At 48.0% G+C, this 16,167-nt stretch carries 24 protein-coding genes; 19 read left to right on the plus strand and 5 right to left on the minus strand.

Going from position 1 to position 16,167, the window contains the following annotated elements; all coding sequences use genetic code 11:
- The first annotated feature begins 32 nt into the window (after positions 1-32).
- The 9 genes from PQI28_RS14225 (at position 33) to PQI28_RS14265 (ending at position 6,845) form a co-directional block, all read left to right on the plus strand.
- The gene (locus PQI28_RS14225) at positions 33-1,163 is read left to right on the plus strand and encodes a tetratricopeptide repeat protein (RefSeq protein WP_339963722.1); all 1,131 of its coding nucleotides are present in this window, start codon (positions 33-35) and stop codon (positions 1,161-1,163) included.
- 11 nt (positions 1,164-1,174) lie between these two features.
- Entirely contained in the window at positions 1,175-1,606 is a 432-nt protein-coding gene (locus tag PQI28_RS14230; RefSeq protein ID WP_339963723.1) for a GNAT family N-acetyltransferase, read from the plus strand.
- A gap of 137 nt (positions 1,607-1,743) precedes the next feature.
- Entirely contained in the window at positions 1,744-2,187 is a 444-nt protein-coding gene (locus PQI28_RS14235) for a MarR family winged helix-turn-helix transcriptional regulator (RefSeq protein ID WP_339963724.1), read from the plus strand.
- Positions 2,188-2,214: 27 nt separating this feature from the next.
- Positions 2,215-3,207, plus strand: a complete 993-nt coding sequence (locus PQI28_RS14240; protein WP_214785150.1) for a ring-cleaving dioxygenase — start codon at positions 2,215-2,217, stop codon at positions 3,205-3,207.
- Entirely contained in the window at positions 3,204-3,833 is a 630-nt protein-coding gene (locus PQI28_RS14245) for an NADPH-dependent FMN reductase (RefSeq protein ID WP_445236759.1), read from the plus strand. Before PQI28_RS14240 ends, PQI28_RS14245 begins: the two co-directional genes overlap by 4 nt.
- 96 nt (positions 3,834-3,929) lie before the next feature.
- Entirely contained in the window at positions 3,930-4,409 is a 480-nt protein-coding gene (locus PQI28_RS14250; protein WP_339963726.1) for a hypothetical protein, read from the plus strand.
- Positions 4,410-4,449: 40 nt separating this feature from the next.
- Entirely contained in the window at positions 4,450-5,517 is a 1,068-nt protein-coding gene (locus tag PQI28_RS14255) for a saccharopine dehydrogenase family protein (RefSeq protein ID WP_337874482.1), read from the plus strand.
- The gene (locus PQI28_RS14260; RefSeq protein ID WP_339963727.1) at positions 5,514-6,011 is read left to right on the plus strand and encodes an NUDIX hydrolase; all 498 of its coding nucleotides are present in this window, start codon (positions 5,514-5,516) and stop codon (positions 6,009-6,011) included. Before PQI28_RS14255 ends, PQI28_RS14260 begins: the two co-directional genes overlap by 4 nt.
- Positions 6,012-6,050: 39 nt before the next feature.
- Positions 6,051-6,845: a GNAT family N-acetyltransferase gene (locus PQI28_RS14265; protein WP_339963728.1), complete on the plus strand. Its 795-nt coding sequence runs from the start codon at positions 6,051-6,053 to the stop codon at positions 6,843-6,845.
- 38 nt (positions 6,846-6,883) lie between these two features.
- Here the strand turns inward: PQI28_RS14265 and PQI28_RS14270 are convergent, their stop codons facing one another.
- Both PQI28_RS14270 and PQI28_RS14275 read right to left on the minus strand, forming a co-directional pair.
- Positions 6,884-7,669, minus strand: coding sequence for an SDR family oxidoreductase (locus PQI28_RS14270; protein WP_339963729.1), 786 nt, complete (start codon positions 7,667-7,669; stop codon positions 6,884-6,886).
- A 72-nt stretch (positions 7,670-7,741) separates the two neighbouring features.
- Positions 7,742-8,056, minus strand: a complete 315-nt coding sequence (locus tag PQI28_RS14275; RefSeq protein WP_214695035.1) for a hypothetical protein — start codon at positions 8,054-8,056, stop codon at positions 7,742-7,744.
- 144 nt (positions 8,057-8,200) lie between these two features.
- Between PQI28_RS14275 and PQI28_RS14280 the strand changes: the two genes are divergently transcribed.
- Genes PQI28_RS14280 through PQI28_RS14290 form a run of 3 tightly spaced genes read left to right on the plus strand, consistent with a single transcriptional unit; the run spans position 8,201 to position 10,155 of the window.
- Positions 8,201-8,509, plus strand: a complete 309-nt coding sequence (locus tag PQI28_RS14280; RefSeq protein WP_339963730.1) for a hypothetical protein — start codon at positions 8,201-8,203, stop codon at positions 8,507-8,509.
- Between the two features lie 54 nt (positions 8,510-8,563).
- A complete protein-coding gene (locus PQI28_RS14285) occupies positions 8,564-9,568 on the plus strand; it encodes a S66 family peptidase (protein WP_214785134.1) in 1,005 nt (334 codons plus the stop codon).
- The gene (locus PQI28_RS14290) at positions 9,565-10,155 is read left to right on the plus strand and encodes an NUDIX hydrolase (RefSeq protein WP_339963731.1); all 591 of its coding nucleotides are present in this window, start codon (positions 9,565-9,567) and stop codon (positions 10,153-10,155) included. Before PQI28_RS14285 ends, PQI28_RS14290 begins: the two co-directional genes overlap by 4 nt.
- Here PQI28_RS14290 and PQI28_RS14295 read toward each other — a convergent pair.
- Positions 10,144-10,608 carry a GNAT family N-acetyltransferase gene (locus tag PQI28_RS14295; RefSeq protein ID WP_339963732.1) on the minus strand — a complete coding sequence of 155 codons (465 nt, stop codon included), beginning with the start codon at positions 10,606-10,608 and terminating at the stop codon, positions 10,144-10,146. The genes PQI28_RS14290 and PQI28_RS14295 overlap by 12 nt on opposite strands.
- A gap of 50 nt (positions 10,609-10,658) precedes the next feature.
- Here PQI28_RS14295 and PQI28_RS14300 point away from each other — a divergent pair, with 50 nt between their 5' ends.
- From PQI28_RS14300 to PQI28_RS14310, 3 genes are all read left to right on the plus strand, one after another.
- Complete coding sequence (locus tag PQI28_RS14300; protein WP_339963733.1) at positions 10,659-11,450, plus strand: GNAT family N-acetyltransferase; 792 nt, start codon at positions 10,659-10,661, stop codon at positions 11,448-11,450.
- Positions 11,447-11,632, plus strand: coding sequence for a hypothetical protein (locus PQI28_RS14305; protein ID WP_339963734.1), 186 nt, complete (start codon positions 11,447-11,449; stop codon positions 11,630-11,632). Before PQI28_RS14300 ends, PQI28_RS14305 begins: the two co-directional genes overlap by 4 nt.
- Positions 11,633-11,795: 163 nt before the next feature.
- Complete coding sequence (locus tag PQI28_RS14310) at positions 11,796-12,779, plus strand: M23 family metallopeptidase (RefSeq protein ID WP_214785125.1); 984 nt, start codon at positions 11,796-11,798, stop codon at positions 12,777-12,779.
- Positions 12,780-12,823: 44 nt separating this feature from the next.
- Here PQI28_RS14310 and PQI28_RS14315 read toward each other — a convergent pair whose 3' ends face one another.
- Positions 12,824-13,369, minus strand: a complete 546-nt coding sequence (locus PQI28_RS14315) for a TraR/DksA C4-type zinc finger protein (protein WP_339963735.1) — start codon at positions 13,367-13,369, stop codon at positions 12,824-12,826.
- A gap of 150 nt (positions 13,370-13,519) precedes the next feature.
- Here PQI28_RS14315 and PQI28_RS14320 point away from each other — a divergent pair, with 150 nt between their 5' ends.
- Genes PQI28_RS14320 through PQI28_RS14335 form a run of 4 tightly spaced genes read left to right on the plus strand, consistent with a single transcriptional unit; the run spans position 13,520 to position 15,178 of the window.
- Positions 13,520-14,044, plus strand: coding sequence for a GrpB family protein (locus PQI28_RS14320; RefSeq protein ID WP_337874486.1), 525 nt, complete (start codon positions 13,520-13,522; stop codon positions 14,042-14,044).
- 57 nt (positions 14,045-14,101) lie between these two features.
- Complete coding sequence (locus tag PQI28_RS14325; protein WP_214785119.1) at positions 14,102-14,401, plus strand: hypothetical protein; 300 nt, start codon at positions 14,102-14,104, stop codon at positions 14,399-14,401.
- Positions 14,401-14,874 carry a GNAT family N-acetyltransferase gene (locus tag PQI28_RS14330; RefSeq protein ID WP_214785118.1) on the plus strand — a complete coding sequence of 158 codons (474 nt, stop codon included), beginning with the start codon at positions 14,401-14,403 and terminating at the stop codon, positions 14,872-14,874. The genes PQI28_RS14325 and PQI28_RS14330 overlap by 1 nt, the downstream gene beginning before the upstream one ends.
- Positions 14,875-14,878: 4 nt before the next feature.
- Positions 14,879-15,178 carry a hypothetical protein gene (locus PQI28_RS14335; protein ID WP_214759938.1) on the plus strand — a complete coding sequence of 100 codons (300 nt, stop codon included), beginning with the start codon at positions 14,879-14,881 and terminating at the stop codon, positions 15,176-15,178.
- Between the two features lie 39 nt (positions 15,179-15,217).
- On the opposite strand, the gene PQI28_RS14340 is transcribed toward PQI28_RS14335, so the two are convergent.
- Positions 15,218-16,075: a pirin family protein gene (locus tag PQI28_RS14340; protein WP_337874488.1), complete on the minus strand. Its 858-nt coding sequence runs from the start codon at positions 16,073-16,075 to the stop codon at positions 15,218-15,220.
- Positions 16,076-16,167 lie beyond the last annotated feature (92 nt).

Here is a 16,167-nt window from a genome sequence, read left to right on the forward strand (position 1 = left end):
GCTACAGTAAGAGCGTAGAAGGGGGAGTTTTTATGAAACAAATTGAAATCGAGACGTGGGCACGACGTAAGCATTTTGAGTTTTTCAAATCGTTTGACGCGCCGCATTTTAACGTGACGGCGAACGTGGATGTGACAAATCTCTATACATATTCGAAAGCGAACAATCAATCGTTCTTCAAACTCTTTTTATACGGTGCAGTGAAAGCGGCGAACACGATTCCGGAATTGCGCTATCGGATCCGTGGAGAAGCGGTCGTCGAACATGAGGTGGTCCACCCATCGTTCACCGTCATGTTAGACGAGGATGTCTTCAACTTTTGTGCGGCTACGTTCCATGAGGATTTACCAACGTTCTTACAAGAAGTGACGATGCGGATGGAGCGAGCTGCCGATGAAGTCGTGGTTGGGGATGACGAGCCCGACGACTTACTGTATATCACGAGTGTGCCGTGGGTCACGTTCACAAGCATCATGCACCCGACGCATCAGCAACAACATGACAGCGTCCCGCGCATCGCCTGGGGCAAGTTTGAGCGTCAAGGAGAGCGTCTAAGGATGCCGTTATCCGTTCAAGCCCATCACGCACTCGTTGATGGCGTGCATATCGGCAAGTATTATGAAGCGCTCCAATCATGGTTAGACCAAGATTTCGCACACGAGGTGACCGACGTGACAGAAGAAAATGAGTTTAACCGAGCAGTACGCCTCCGTGAAGAGGGACAACTCGAACAGGCGAAGCAACTGTTCTTATCGCTCTTACGGAAGGATGAGAAGAATCCGAGACTTCATGCATACTGTGCGTGGTGTTATGACTCGCTCGGGGAAGAACGTCAAGCGGTACCGCATTATGAGCGGGCCATTCGACTCGGATTGACCGGAGATGAGTTGGCGGAATCGTATCTCGGACTCGGTAGCACATATCGGGCACTCGGTCGATACGCGGAAGCGGAACAGTTATTTGCAGAGGCAATCGAACATTTCCCGAATCATGGGGCGCTCAAAGTGTTTCAGGCGATGACCCACTATAACGTCGGCCGTCATGAAGAAGCGACGGGCGCGTTACTCGAGCTGCTTGCCAGTCCAAAACCGGACGAAAGCATCGCAAGGTACCGTCGTGCCATCGCGTTCTACGCACGGAATTTAAACGAAACGTATGAGTAAAGGAGAAGAATATGATTTCATTACGTCCGATCGATGCACAAAATTGGTATACATGCTGTCACTTGGCACTGAGTGAACAACAACAGTCATATATGGAGCCGAATGCGATTTCGTTACTTCAAGCGATGTACGAACCGACGCTACGCCCGCGCGCGATTTATGAGGACGAGACGATGGTCGGCTTCCTCATGTACAACACAGAGCCCGAAGAGTTAGATGCATGGTGGATTTACCGCATCATGGTCGATCATGCTCATCAAGGTAAAGGAATCGGTCGAGAAGCGACAGAACTGATGCTTGAAGAAATCGGAGAAGGCAAGTCGATCGTCGTCGGGTATCATCCTGAGAACGAGGCGGCCCATCACTTATACGAAAGCTTAGGATTCGTTGATGAAGGACATCGATTCGGTCGTGAGATGGCCGTGATTCGTCGAGGAGAATAAGGCGGGGGGGGGGGGATCCCGTCTTATTTTTTTGAATCAAATCGATTGACGGCAAAATCTTCACGTGATATATTTATCTCGAATTAAAGATATTTGAATTTAAGTTAATGACTCTCTTGGATAAAGGAGGGAGACAGATGGAACCATCTGATGCATTAAAAATAATCACCGTGCTCTTGCGCGCCTCACAGTCGCTTCAAGACCTGGTGAAGCAGGAAGTGGCGTCGTACGGATTGAACGCGACCGAGTTTGCGGTTCTGGAGTTTTTATATCATAAAGGGGATCAACCGATTCAAGTCATCGGAAAGAAAATCCTCCTCTCGAGCGGGAGCATGACGTACGTCGTGGACCGGTTAGAAGAGAAAGGGTATCTCGTCCGAAAAGCTTGTCCGAGCGATCGCCGCATCACATATGCCGCGTTAACGAATGATGGAGAGCACTTGATGCAAGATATTTTTCCGAAGCATACGGAGCATATGAATGCATTATTTGAAGGATTATCTCTGACAGAAACGATTGAGCAGTTGAAACAAATTGGGAAGCGGGCAGAAGCCGCAAAAAATTTTAATCATGTATCTTGAAATCAAGATATAAAAGGAGAGAGAACGATGAACCACGTAAAAGGAATTCACCACGTCACGGCGATTACAAGTAGTGCCGAAAAAAACTATGACTTCTTCACCCATATTCTTGGAATGCGCTTAGTGAAGAAAACGGTCAACCAGGACGACATTCAAACGTATCACTTATTTTTTGCAGACGATAAAGGGAATGCCGGTACAGACATGACATTCTTCGACTTCCCGGGTATCCCGAAAGGTAAGCACGGAACAAATGAAATCGCGAAGACGTCGTTCCGCGTGCCGACAGATGAAGCGTTGACGTATTGGGTCCGTCGCTTCGACCGTCTCGGTGTCGAGCATGAAGGGATTCAAGAACAGTTCGGGAAGAAGACGCTCTCGTTCATCGATTTCGACGAACAGGCGTATCAACTCATCTCGGATGAGTTCAACGAAGGGATCGCATCAGGAGAGCCGTGGAAGAACGGTCCAATCCCGCTTGAGTACGCCATCACAGGACTCGGTCCCATCTTTATTCGAATTGCCGACATCACGTATTTCAAACAAGTGATGGAGCAAGTGATGCTATTTAAAGAGATTGGAAGAGATGGTGATGTCTATCTCTTTGAAGGAGGTGAAGGTGGAAACGGAGCGCAAGTGATCGTCATTCATGACGAGACATCTCCACAAGCGCGTCAAGGGTTCGGTACCGTGCATCACGTCGCATTCCGTGTCGAAGACCGTAGCGTCCTCGATGAATGGACAGCACGTCTCCAACAGTTCGGTTTGCCGACTTCTGGCTATGTCGACCGCTTCTTCTTTGAATCGTCTTATGCGCGTGTCGCACCGCAAATCTTGTTTGAATGGGCGACAGACGGACCTGGATTCATGGGAGACGAGCCGTATGAGACGGTCGGTGAGAAATTGTCACTCCCGCCGTTCCTCGAAGCAAAACGTTCGCAAATCGAGGCGATGGTACGACCGATCGATACGGTCAGAAGCACGAAAACATTTGAGAAAGAATATGAGGGCATGAAATGAGTTTCTTGAATCGCTTATTTGGAAAATCAGATGCATCACAACATAACCAAGGAGGAACTACTATGTTAAACATCGGAATCGTACTCGGATCAACTCGTGAAGGTCGCGTCAGTCCACAAGTCGGAGAATGGGTGAAAGAACTCGCCGACAAACGTGGCGATGCCAACTATGAAGTCATTGACATCGCAGACTACAACTTGCCGCTCCTCGGTGAGGTCGGACAAGACGCATCAGGTGCAGCGGCCTGGTCGGAGAAAATTGCGCAAATGGACGGATTCATCTTCATCGTCCAAGAATATAACCATTCCATCTCAGCATCTCTTAAAAACGCACTCGACTACTTACGCGTCGAATGGAACAACAAAGCAGCTGGAATCGTCTCATACGGTTCTGTCGGTGGAGCACGTGCAACAGAGCATTTACGTGGCATCTTGAGTGAATTGTCAATCGCTCACGTACGTGTCCACCCTGCCCTCTCACTCTTCACGGACTTCGAGAACGGCACGCATTTCGCACCGAAAGATGTGCAAGCACAATCGGTCAACGATATGCTCGACCAACTCCTTCCGTGGACGGAAGCGATGCAATCGGTCCGTACAAAAGCCGGAGAAGTTGCAAACAATTAACAAATCGCGAAGCCAGCCTGAATTCAGGCTGGTTTTTGTGCGTTTTCAAGTTGATTGCGCTAAAGTGGAGAAGAATGGAAAGAAAGGAGGGATTCGATGGTGACACGAAAAATCATCGCAGCTTCCTGGACTGTGCCCATCTATGCGCTTCTATTAAGCATTGTTGAATTTTCGCAACAAACCCTTATGGAAACTTCATTTGTAGAGAGCGTATCGGGATTTCTTTTATTGTGTACGATTTACATGGCATATAGTTCCCCTATCATTTTGACATATGGTGTCGTGACATCATGGTTTAGCGATTGGGTCGCAAAGCGATTCAGTTCGGAACGCATACAGTCGTTCACTTCGCTCGCTTTACATATTCTATTTGGGCTCGTCTTGTCATGGCTGAGTCTTCTCGCAGCCGTCTTGTTCTTCCTGATTGATCGTCGATTGATAAATCGAATGGACGTGACAAAACGAGCTGCCATCAAAAGTCTTTTCATCCCAATCGGGTGTTTGCTTGTCATGATGGGGAGCGTGTATCTGATTGGGGTCGTTCAAGATTTTTTCGTTCGATTCAACTCGATTTAGGGAAACGAACAAGGACAAACTTACATAAGGAGGGGTAACCATGAGATGGATGATTTACGGGGCGAACGGATATACAGGGGAACTGATTGCCCGTCAGGCTGTCAGTGACGGATTGCGTCCGATTCTTGCGGGGCGCACTGGGCGTGAGATTCATCGACTCGGAGACGAGCTCGACTGCGAGACATCGATTTTCGCATTAAGTCGTGAGGCGGCAATCAAAGCGCTTCGCGATGTGGACTTAGTACTTCACTGTGCGGGTCCGTTCACGGATACGAGTCAAGTGATGATCGAGGCATGTCTGGAAACGGGCACACATTACTTGGATATTACCGGGGAAATCGATGTGTTCGAATATGTCCATTCTAAACAACGGGCGGCTCAGGCGAAGGCACGTGGTGTCATTCTATGTTCTGGCGTTGGATTTGACGTCATCCCGACCGACTGTGTCGCACGAAAATTAAAGGAACTCTTGCCGGATGCGACATCACTCGCCCTCGGATTTTCGGCAGCAGGTGGCATCTCACCAGGAACGATGAAGACGGCTGTTCGTGGACTTGGGTCGAGTAGTGTGGAGCGTGTGAACGGAAAGCTATCACCGTTCCCAATCGGGGCAAAACGCAGGACAATTGATTTTGGACGGGGAAGCCGCACCGCGATTTCGATTCCGTGGGGAGACGTTTCGACCGCCTACTATACGACGGACATCCCGAATATTACGACGTGGGTGCCAGTGCCGACAACGGCCGCCTATTTGGCACGCGTTTTGTCTTGGTTCAGTCCCATTCTTGGAAAAGAGGCTGTGCAGCAACGATTGCTGCGTTATGTTGATGAGAACGTATCGGGACCGAATGAAGCCGAACGTGAAAAAACCTCGACGTATGTATGGGGAGAGGCGACAAATGAGGAGGGGCGCAAGATCGTCGTTCGCATTCAAACGGCGAGCACGTATGCCTTCACCGTCTACGGTGCACTCGCCGTCGTCAACCGATTGCTCGGTTCCGGTCGGATGCTTGCAGGAAGTTTCACGCCGGCCATGTTATTTGGATCACATTTCATTGAAGAAATCCAAGGTTCGTCTTCATTCACGATTGATGAGATTCGTCCATGAGCCGGGAAACGTGGGATTTACTAGACGAAAATCGGCAACCGCTCGGACGAACGCATTTTCGCGGGGATGAACTGGATCCGAATACGTTTCACGCAGTCATCGAAGTATTCACATTTGATTCGGATGGCAAATTGTTACTCTCGAAGCGCCATCCCGATAAGAAGTATCCTCTTCTTTGGGAAGGGACGGGCGGCTCGATTTTAGCTGGAGAGACGAGTCGGCAAGGTGCGGTCCGTGAACTCCAAGAAGAATTAGGGCTAACCGTCGACCCCGAACAGTTGCGTTTCGTGACGACAATCAAGCGCGGGACGTACTTCTTAGATGTGTATGTCTACATGAGCGAACAACCGATTGATGTAGATCAACTTTCCTTACAAATCGATGAAGTGGTCGATGTGAGATTAGAGGAGTGGGACACGGTGCTCGATTCTGTTGAACTCGTGCCTACTGTCAAAGAACGGTTGATCCAGTACGGTCACTTGATTCGAACGTGATATGCTACACTCAACATGAAAAGCAAGGGAGGGAACAAAGTGAAACGTTTAGAATTAGCACGACGCATCGAAAGCATTAAAGCAGAGGGAACGTCTGCGTATATTCGACACCGCAAACAAACCCCTCCCTATGAAGGTGCGGAATTACACGTAGAAGGTAAGGGGCACGTGTTCAAAATGGGGAATATGAGCTTTGCAGTCGGGTTTGGACTCAATCGACCGACAAGTTTTTACGACCTGCACCAGATGGAAAAGTGGGTGCGTGGAAAAAATGTGTCCCGACTACATATCGAAGTTTGTCCGTTAGCGGACGATTCCTTACTACGCTTACTGCAAGAACGTAACTATACGCTCGATCACTTTTTAGACGTATGGACGTTAGATGTGACGCAATATGACGGACCGCCTGCTTCGAATCAAGTGGAAAAGGTAAAAGATGAGACGCTCCATGAATGGGCGCACGCGATTGCGGCTGGATTTGCCGAATCTGGAACGATTCTTCAAGAGACGGTCGATACGGCGAAAGGATTTTATGCGCTACCGAGTAATCATGCTTATCTTGTACGAGAAGCGGATACTGTCGTAGCGGGTGGGATCCTCGCCACGCAAGACGGAATCGGGGAACTGTTTCTGACGAGTACCGTGCCGTCTTATCGGCAAAAAGGCTACCAGACGCAACTGATTTTGGAGCGAATAGCCGAAGCGAAAGCGCTTGGCTGTGACGTCCTCACCGTAACGACGAAGGTCGATTCGGCTTCAGGTCGAAATATGGAACGCCTTGGGTTTCAACCGTTCTATCAAAAAGCGGTCATGAAAAGTCCGATTCTCAAATAAAAAGCAGACCACGTCACATGAGGTGGTCTGCTTTTTGATTACAAGAGGGATTCAGCACCGTCGACGTACACCTCAGAACCGGTGACATGGCTCGACATGTTGCTCGCAAAGAATAAGACGACGTCAGCGACTTGTTTGGCGGCACCGGACTTTCCGGCAAGCGGTTGGTTGCCGAGCGGATACTCGATAGGGATGACGATTTCTTCTAGCAATGCATCGTCTCGATTGGTTGAATCGTCGATATTCGTATCGATGGCCCCTGGGCAAATGGAATTCACGCGTATTCCGAATTGCGCGAGCTCCGCAGCTGCCATTTTCGCAAATCCGGTCTGACCTGCTTTCGTCGTCGCATAGCCACTGAAACCAAAGTTTTTAAAGTAGCGATTGCCGTTGATTGACGAGGTGATGATGATACTGCCACCATTCTCTTTCAAATGAGGAATGGCATGTTTGACGGTCAAAAACGTTCCCGTCAGATTCGTCTCCACGACACCATTCCAGTCTTCAATAGACAAATGTTCAATCGGTGTGATGGTCCCGTTTCGCCCGGCGTTCGCGAAGACGATATCGATTTGTCCGAATCGTTCAATCGTCCGTGCATACGCTTCTTTCATCGCGTCTTCATCCGCAACATCCGCGCTGATTCCGATGGCCCGTTCCTCTCCGACGAGACTGGCGAGACGCATCGCATCCTCTTCATTCAAGTCGAGAATGGCGACTTTCGCACCTGCTTGGATGAAACGGATAACTGCGGCACGTCCGATACCGGAAGCCGCTCCAGTGACGAGCGCTACTTTTCCAGATAGTAATTTATTTGAAATCAATCCGATCACTCCTTTTTATGACTCTTTCTCATATTCCACAGTTCTGGAAAAGTTACGCTTCATTTCAGAAAATCATGGTGATGTGACTTCAATCGTCCGTGCGATGTTCAAGTTGGACTCCGTGGGGATAACCTCGATGGTGACGAGCTGACCGCTTTGTAATCCTTGTACGCTATTGACGATGCCCGTCACTTCGGTTTGGTCATTAATTAAGATGACGCGCAACGTGACCTCTTCTGAGGATTCAGTGGATTCAATCAATAGCTGAGGGATGTCGACCCGTTCAATTTGGCCTTCGACCACATTGTCATTCCATGTACTCATCCAATACATGACGATTAAAAAAAGACCGAGAAAGACTAGGGCAAAGGTTAACCGTGCACTCATGCGCAACCCACTCCTTCATTGTCCGGCATCGCATCTTGTCTAATTTACCTTTACCCGGAAATTCTCTCATTCCTTGAAAAAATAGTAGGAATCTCAAGAAAAATGGGGAATAGAAAGAAAAACGAAAAGGTGAGGTGCGGGCGAATGTGGATGATGATTGCGGCGCTAGGGTTTGTTGCTTGTGTATGGATCGCGTTTGGATGGTTTACAATCGGCAATGCGGGGCGACGAGTACGTGGAGGACTCTTTTCGCTAAGTATGACCTGTCTGTTTGCGCCACTCTTCCTTGTGAAGCTAGGAGAACAATACGGATTTATCGGGGTTCAAATAGGACTGATCGTCTTATTTGGTTTACTAGCGGGTGCCTTTTTCTTCGTGGCGCTCGGCTGGACGGGGCGACCGACGAAAGTTCGAAAAATAAGAACGTTATCAGAAGACCCTGATTTATTTTAATAATCCTACGGTATAATGCCTCATAAAGACATCGTAGGAAATGGAGTGAAACGTATGATTGCACCACCACAGTTGAAGAACGGAGATACAATTGGTATCATCACGCCTTCTTTTCCAGCACCCGTGCAGTTTGAGGAGCGCTATCAACGAGGGATTGATCAGCTTAAACGTATGGGGTTCAAGGTGAAAGAGGGCATATGTACATATGAATCAGAAGGGTATCGGTCATCCTCCATTCAGAATCGAGTGGACGAACTGAATGCGTTTTTGCATGACCCCGAAGTGAAAGCGATCATCAGTACGATTGGAGGAACGAATTCGAACTCGTTGCTCCCATATATCGATTATGAGCAATTGCGACACCATCCCAAAATCATCATGGGCTATAGTGATGTGACGGCAATCTTGATGGCGTGTTACGCCAAAACGGGGATCGTCACGTTTTACGGACCGGCTGTCGTACCGTCATTCGGCGAGTATGGAGGGATGTTTGAGAAAGGGGCCCAGTACGTACGAGATATCCTCAGTTTGGAGAAGACTGCCCCGTTCGATTTGGACGTGCCGAAAGAGTGGACCGAAGAGATGCTCGATTGGTCGACGCAGCAACGCGTCAAAACCTTCCAACCGAATGAAGGGTGGATCTCATTAAGAGATGGAAAGGCGCAAGGAACGTTGATTGGCGGGAATTTGAACACGATGTCAGGATTCTTCAAGTCGGACTATTATCCCGATTTGAAGGGAGCGATTCTTTTCTTAGAAGACTCGTTCAAAACGATGGCTGAAGAAGAGCGCTTGCTCAGTATGTTGAAATTGTCTGGTGTATTTGATGAGATTTCGGGTCTGGTCATCGGCAAGCACGAACATTTCCAAGATCAATCGGCTCCGTTCTCGTTCAACGACTTGTTGCTTGAAGTCATCGGGGACACGGACATCCCTATTTTGACGAATGTCGATATTGGTCATACGTTCCCGTCACACGTCTTCCCAATCGGTATTCAGGTCGAATTGGATGCGACGAATGGAACCATCCGATTTTTAGAAGATGGGGTGTCAGCATGAAAGAACACCTCACGATATTTGACGAAAATCATCAAAAAATAGGAGAGAAAGAGCGAGGACAGGTTCATGTAGACGGAGATTGGCATGAGACGTTCCACTGCTGGTTCTGGAAAGAACAATTTATCTATCTACAGCGCAGAAGTATGGAGAAACAGGATTTTCCCGGGAAATATGACATCACCGCAGCGGGACATCTCGCTTCAAACGAGACGTTCATTGATGGTATTCGTGAAATTGAAGAAGAGCTCGGACTGTCATTGACGTTCGAACAGCTCATCTCTCTCGGGATCTGTGAAGACGTGATTGAACTGGACGGTTTCCTCGATCGCGAGTTTGCACATACGTATAGCTACGCTTATCAAGACGAACCGCTCCGTTTTGACGACCAGGAAGTGATGGACGTGGTAGCTGTGTACAGGGACGAGCTGATGGCGCTCACGGAAGGACGATTGCGTACGATTGAAGGAAACTCCATCATGATGAACCATCTCGTTCAAATCACACAAGCCGATTTAGTTCCGCATCGTCTGACGTATTGGCACCGTATATGTGAGGAGTTAGCACGAATCGATGCGTCAAATCGATAAAGCGAGAATTCTCTGCTCGCCGATCGGTCCACCGATTCGACGTTCGGTATCGACCCATCCGTTTGTCGTATAAAGTGTAAACGCCACATCATTTTTCAGGTTGACGGATAATACGATTTCACGGATATGAGGGAAATGTTGACGCACGAACTTCGGAAGTTCTTGGAGTGCCGCTTTTGCGTACCCCTTGCCTTGATCTGCCTCATTGATGGCAAAAGCCGAGAAGAGCAGCGCATGTGGTTCATCCGTATAAGAAGCGACTCGTTCGTTGTCATGTAGTAAAAACATGCCGACTGGCTTCTGCTCGACGACAATAATCGGATGAACGCCTTCAGGAAGTGGATCGTCCATGTCTTTTGGAAGGGTTGTATACTTTTCTTGGTCCGTCGGCAAGGTGAACGTATCGAGAATCGGTCGATGCGTATCATTTCGATATTCTAATGAGATGTTCATAAGGCGTCTCCTTCTGGCTTTATTGATTTCATTCAGAAAAGGGGAATTAGATGGCTACACAACTTACATATCGTCAAAACCCGCCTGTGCGAGATCTATATCGGGCGTTTATGACTGGTTTTTCTGATTATATCATTCCGTTCCAATTCGATGAGCAGACGTTTGAAGACGTCTTTCTCGTACGAGACCAAAATCAGCCGTCCCGTTCCATCGTCGCTTATGACGGGGAAGAGCCGGTCGGCGTCGTATTGAGTGGGATTGCATATCTCGATTCGGGATGGCAGACGCGTTGCGGTGGACTTGCTGTCGCCCCGCACGCTCGGAAATTAGGCGTTGCGACCGAGTTGATGCAACGATTTGAAGAGGACGCCAAAGGAACTCGTTTGCTTGAAGTAATTCAAGGGAACGATGCAGCGTTGTCGCTTTATCATCAACTTGGATATAAGACGACACGTGAAATCTATTACTTTCAGGCGGTACCACTTGAAACGACTGCTCACATGACTTCGGAACCGATTCAAACGCTGTTCAACCAACTGTATCCGACAGCTCAGTATGTTCCGATTTGGCAACGCGATGTGCGTGTGACCCAGCAGGAGGCAGAGCTTGTGAAAGTGGTTGAAAATAAACAAGAAGGATTTTTGTTATACCGCGATCATGTACTGCTCGATGTTTTTGGTCACGCTGAAGATGCAGAATGGCTATTGCGCGCGGCTGCGAGTCGCTCTCCGCTTCACCTCACTTTGACGTCGGACCGTCCTGAATGGATTGACGCAGCACGACGATTGGGATTTGTACAAGATGACATCTCGCAGTTTGAAATGGTGAAGGAGGTACGATGAAGCGATTTTTACTTGTCTGTATCATCGGATTGATGTTAGGAAATACAGCGACCATCATCGCGCTGACGACGAATCTCTCGCCAGAAATGGTGAATCTGTTGCTTATAGGTGGACTTGGGCTGACTATCTTGTCAGTCCTCGGCATCATCCTTGCTGGATATTATACGAAAAAACGTAAGTGAAATCCTTGTGAAGTAATACTTGAAAATATCACATCGTGCTGTCATGAATGACATGAAAATGAAAAACTTCATATATTGAAATATTTAACCCCCAGTGGTATATTCGCATATGTAGCTTTTTTGAAGTTCATGAATGTATCAATTTGGAGGGTTTATTATATATATGTGGAAACAACTGATCATGACAGCAGGTGTTGGCGTACTCTTATTCCAAGGACAAACCGCATCTGCTAACGAAATGTCCCCGCAAGACCTCGTTCAAACAGAGAAATCTGTCCAACAAACTACGAAACAAGTCAAAGAGACGAAACAAGCCATTCAAAAAATCCAGTCAAAGTTGGATGAAGTCGATCGCAATGCGGAAGCATTACGGGACAAAATTGAAGGTACTTCTAAAGAATTAGAGGCAGTCGAAGAGGAGCTCGTTCCGACGGAAGAGTCACTCTTTGCGAAAGTCGTATCTTCTGTCCTACCGAGTGCGAAAGCAGAGGCAGCTGAGGCTGAGGAAGCGCATCAAGCACTCGTTGAGAAGAAAGAACAAGTGAATGAAACGCTGAAGCAGCTAACAGAAGAACAACAACAGATTGAAGCGACACGTCAAGACGTGAAGACAGCATATGACGAAAAGTCGAAACAATATAAGAAGCAAACGAATCAGTTAAGTGATTTGAAGAAGCAGTATGAAGCGATGGCGCCTGATCAGTTCTTGATGCCTGCAGAAGGACGCCTCTCACAAGGGTTCGGTGCAGCAAGCGGACAGTTCGGATACACGTTCCACAACGGTTTGGATATTGCCGCTAAAACAGGTACACCGATTTACGCCGCAGAAGCTGGAAAAGTCACAAAAGTTAGCTCAAGTGGACCTTATGGAAATCATATTCAAATTGAGCATAACGTAGATGGCCAGAAATGGACGACGGTCTATGCCCATATGCATAAGGTCGATGTGAAAAAAGGTCAGACGGTGCGTCAAGGTGAACCGATTGGTCAAATCGGAAACACGGGCAACTCGTCAGGTCCACACTTACACTTTGAAATTCATAAAGGGAACTACAATTTCTCAGCTAGTTCAGCTGGAAATGCCGTCAACCCGATGAAAGTGGCAGAGCGCCTTGGTGGTGCTTCTCCAGTGAAAGCAACGTTTTAATCAGACAGATGCCCTGAGCCTCGTAAACGAGGTCAGGGCATTTTTCATTGTTCGCGTGTCGGGTCGTGGTTGCCTTCACTATCGGCAATCGTATCCGAACTGCCGTAATCTTCAACTTGTGAAAAGGCATCCGTCTTTTGACCGGGTTCATCCGTTCCGTCCAGTTCTTTGCGACGGACCGTCTCATTCGGGTTCAACACGTCTTCTTCGACCGGTCGATCGAGTTCATGTTCGTGCTCTTCCTCTTCCTGGGCACGAGCGTGCTCGATACATAACGTGGCTTCCGGGATGACTTCAAGCCGGTCCAGTTCAATGTCTTTCCCGCACACTTCACATTGACCATACGTACCGTTCTGGATGGCGAGTAGTGCTTTATCGACATCGCTCAAAAACTCTTCGTCGAGCTCGTTGAGCGCTTGATCGCGTTCTCGTAAAAAGAGTTCTTCACCGGAATCGGCCGGGTGATTATCGTAATGAGAGAGCTCGCCTTCATCATACGTCTCTTCTCGGCTATCCATGTAACCTTCTGTTTTTGCTTTTTCTTTCAACAGACGTTTTTTAAACGTTTCGATTTGTTCTGCAGTCAACATATTGATTCACTCTCCAGTTCTCAAGTCATTAATATAAGGTTTCCCATTTTATTTGCGCACAAACCTTTTGAAGTGGAATCCATTATGTCGAGAGGCGAAAAGGGTATGATGATAATAGAACATATGGATTTTAGTGAGGAGGAACGAATCATGCGAAAAGTCGAAGTGGTCGCATATCATCCGGAGTGGAAGCACCGATTTGAAGAAGAGGCAGGGAAGTTGAGCCGATTGTTTGAAGGAGAGCTCGTTGCGATTCATCATATCGGGAGCACCTCGGTCGAAGGACTCGCGGCGAAGCCAATCATCGATATGATGCCTGTCGTACGGGACATCGAACGAGTTGATGCGTATACGGAACGGATGGAAGCGCTCGGGTATCGAGGGCTCGGTGAATACGGTATTCCAAAGCGTCGCTATTTCCGAAAAGGAGAAGAGGAGCGGACGGTTCACGTACATGTGTTTGAAGAAGGGAATCCAGATGTCTTGAGACACCTCGCCTTCCGGGATTACTTGCGTACATTCCCTGAGGTGCGCGATGCGTATGGAGAGTTGAAATTGCAACTCGCAGTGCAACATCCGGAAGATATGGAAGGCTACATTCAAGGAAAACATGAGTGGATCATTGAAACGGAACGACTGGCAACGAAGTGGTATAAAGAAAATCATGGCGTGTGAAACCTTTTTGTGGGAATCGTCGTATAATACATCAAACCTTGAGGGGAGAGATCTCATATGAAATGGTTTCTTGGAAAATGCGTAGAATACTCCTTGGCTGCACTCGTATTCGTCGGATTGTTCTTCGTCCTCCGGATGATCGCCGGAGATACAGATAAAGGGTATATGTTGACGGTACTCGGTTCATTTTTTCTTGTGTTGCCGATTTCGCTTCTTATGGGTTACTTCTTGGCCCGTCCGCTTCAACGTCGCCTAGAAGGGAAAGGGACTTCGACTTCGAAAGAGCATACGTTGCATGGGACTGAAAAACCACATGGTGTGATAGAAGATCGGAATCACACAGGATTTAACGGTTGATGGACAGCGTGTTCGTCTCAACAACAGATGCCCGACTCATCGCTCGATTAAATCGTTCCATTCATGAGCATCACGTCCGCATGAATTCAGATTACTTTGCGGAATATGAGGAAGAGAAGATGTATGAAGCCTTTCTAACGCTGATGGAGAGACTGAATCATCATTTCATGGTGATGGAAGTAGAAGCAACCCCTGTCGGCTACATATGGTTCGAGGAGAAAGTGAGTGAGGCGACCGCGTTTCGCCAAGCCGTTCGAACGGTATATGTACATCACATCAGCATCGATACAATCTATCAGCGCAAAGGATACGGACGACGCATGATGGAGTGGATCGAGCAATGGGCACTTGATCACCAATTCAAGTCGATTGAGTTGGACTATTGGATGATCAACAGCGAAGCGGCCTCTTTTTATGACGAAATCGGATTCGCTCCGAAACGTCAGATTGTCATGAAAACATTGGGGGAATGAGCAAATGGAATGGATCACAATTGGATTAGGAATTCTCGGGGTACTTTCATTGGGTTGGTTCTTTTATAGTTACTGGCTCGGATATAAAGGGGGAAACATCGTCATGACCCTCGATGAGCATTACACGAAGTTAGAAGAATACGTGCCTGCCATTTTGGCGAAGCTATATGAAGACGGCAAGGCTGCCCATTACCTTGGGGACCGCAAGTTCGAAGTCGAAGGTAAACGTTACGTCCTCGTGGAGCGTACTGTACCAATCGGTCACGTTCCGACACAACAAACCGTACTACAACCGGAAAAATGAACGAAAGGGAGCTCTCGCAAATTGAGATGCTCCCTTTGTTTATTTGACGGCTGGAGGGCCGAAGTCGCCGCTATGATAGTCGCGGAAGGCTTGGCGAATCTCTTCTTCCGTATTCATCACGAAAGGACCGTGCGCGATATACTCTTCCCGAATCGGTTTTCCCGAATAGATGAGGACGCGTGTGCGGCTTGTCGCTTGGAGGTGAAGGGTACTCATCGCATCGGATGTTTCATCAAACGTCAGTGTCGCCACATCCGTCTTATCGAGCGGGGTACTGGATGTCCCGACTTCAACAGATCCTGCTAGAACATACAGGAAGCTGTTATGGTTCGCGGGAAGGACATGTTCGTACGCGCTCCCTTCTTTCAGCAAGACCTCGGTCATCGTGATTGGAACGAGACTCTCCATCGGTCCTTTTACACCAGCGATTTCGCCAGAGTAGACACGAAGCTGCCCACCGTCAATCAGAACAACCGGCGCGTCTTCGACATACACATTTTGATAAGAGGTCGTCGTCGTTTTTAGAGACTTCGGCAAATTCAACCACAATTGAAGGGTATGGATGAGGTCATCATCGACGGCTTCCTCAGCATGGCGAGCCGCCCATCCGGCATTCATATATTGGACATCACCAGCATCTAAAATCGAATGTCCTCCATGATTGTCAATGTGTTCGAGACGCCCGTCGATGACGTATGTGATCGTCTGGAACCCACGATGTGGATGATCGGAAAACGTTCCTCGTTTGAACCAGTCTTCGGCCATCAAAATGAAGGGGTCAAACGTCTCTTTTTGTTCAGGTGGTAATACCCAACCTTGTTGAACGTGCGGATATCCGTTTTGGCGATAACTGACGCGCCAATGCTTGTCGACATCTCTAACAAATGAATTGGTCACAACACTTCACTCCTTTCTCTTTTTATCTTCCCAAAAAACGTTTTCGTTAGGGTCTAATTTGCCTCATGGATATGCAAAAAAGGCAGATGCAC

This window comes from Exiguobacterium sp. USCH10, assembly GCF_037619445.1.
Taxonomy (GTDB): Bacteria; Bacillota; Bacilli; order Exiguobacteriales; family Exiguobacteriaceae; genus Exiguobacterium; species Exiguobacterium aestuarii_A.